2 tRNA genes are annotated in these 492 nt (G+C 44.9%); both read left to right on the top strand.

Annotated elements, in window-relative coordinates:
- The first annotated feature begins 77 nt into the window (after positions 1-77).
- Positions 78-154, top strand: a tRNA-Ile gene (locus LZP73_RS19270).
- A gap of 139 nt (positions 155-293) precedes the next feature.
- Positions 294-369: transfer RNA gene (locus LZP73_RS19265), tRNA-Ala, on the top strand.
- Positions 370-492 lie beyond the last annotated feature (123 nt).

Here is a 492-nt window from a genome sequence, read left to right as displayed (position 1 = left end):
CTTTTGAGTGTTCACACAGATTTGCTTGATAGAAGAAAGAGTAACGATGGGCCTGGTTAAGCGGGTTTATCAAAGATGGGTCTGTAGCTCAGCTGGTTAGAGCGCACCCCTGATAAGGGTGAGGTCGGTGGTTCAAGTCCACTCTGACCCACCAATTCTTCTTGATACTGCGTTGTAAACATCGTCGTTTAGTAGACTAAACGTCCTCCGTTTACGCCTTGTCTCAATTTGAATTGGCAAACCAATCCTTTAAGAGGTTTGGAACATCTTAGTTACTCGCACTGCATGTAAATGGGGCTATAGCTCAGCTGGGAGAGCGCCTGCCTTGCACGCAGGAGGTCTGCGGTTCGATCCCGCATAGCTCCACCATTTACACGACATAATGACTGTGTCGCTATGCATATGGACAGAGATGCCAAAGATAAACGAAATTTTATCTTTGGCTTTTTTAAGCCCGCTCTTTAACAATTTGGAAAGCTGATAGTATTTAAT

This window comes from Shewanella sp. AS16, from assembly GCF_021412365.1.
In the GTDB taxonomy this organism is placed as follows: Bacteria; Pseudomonadota; Gammaproteobacteria; order Enterobacterales; family Shewanellaceae; genus Shewanella; species Shewanella salipaludis.
Note: the sequence above shows the minus strand (reverse complement) of the source record. Positions and strands in the feature narration are given on the sequence as shown.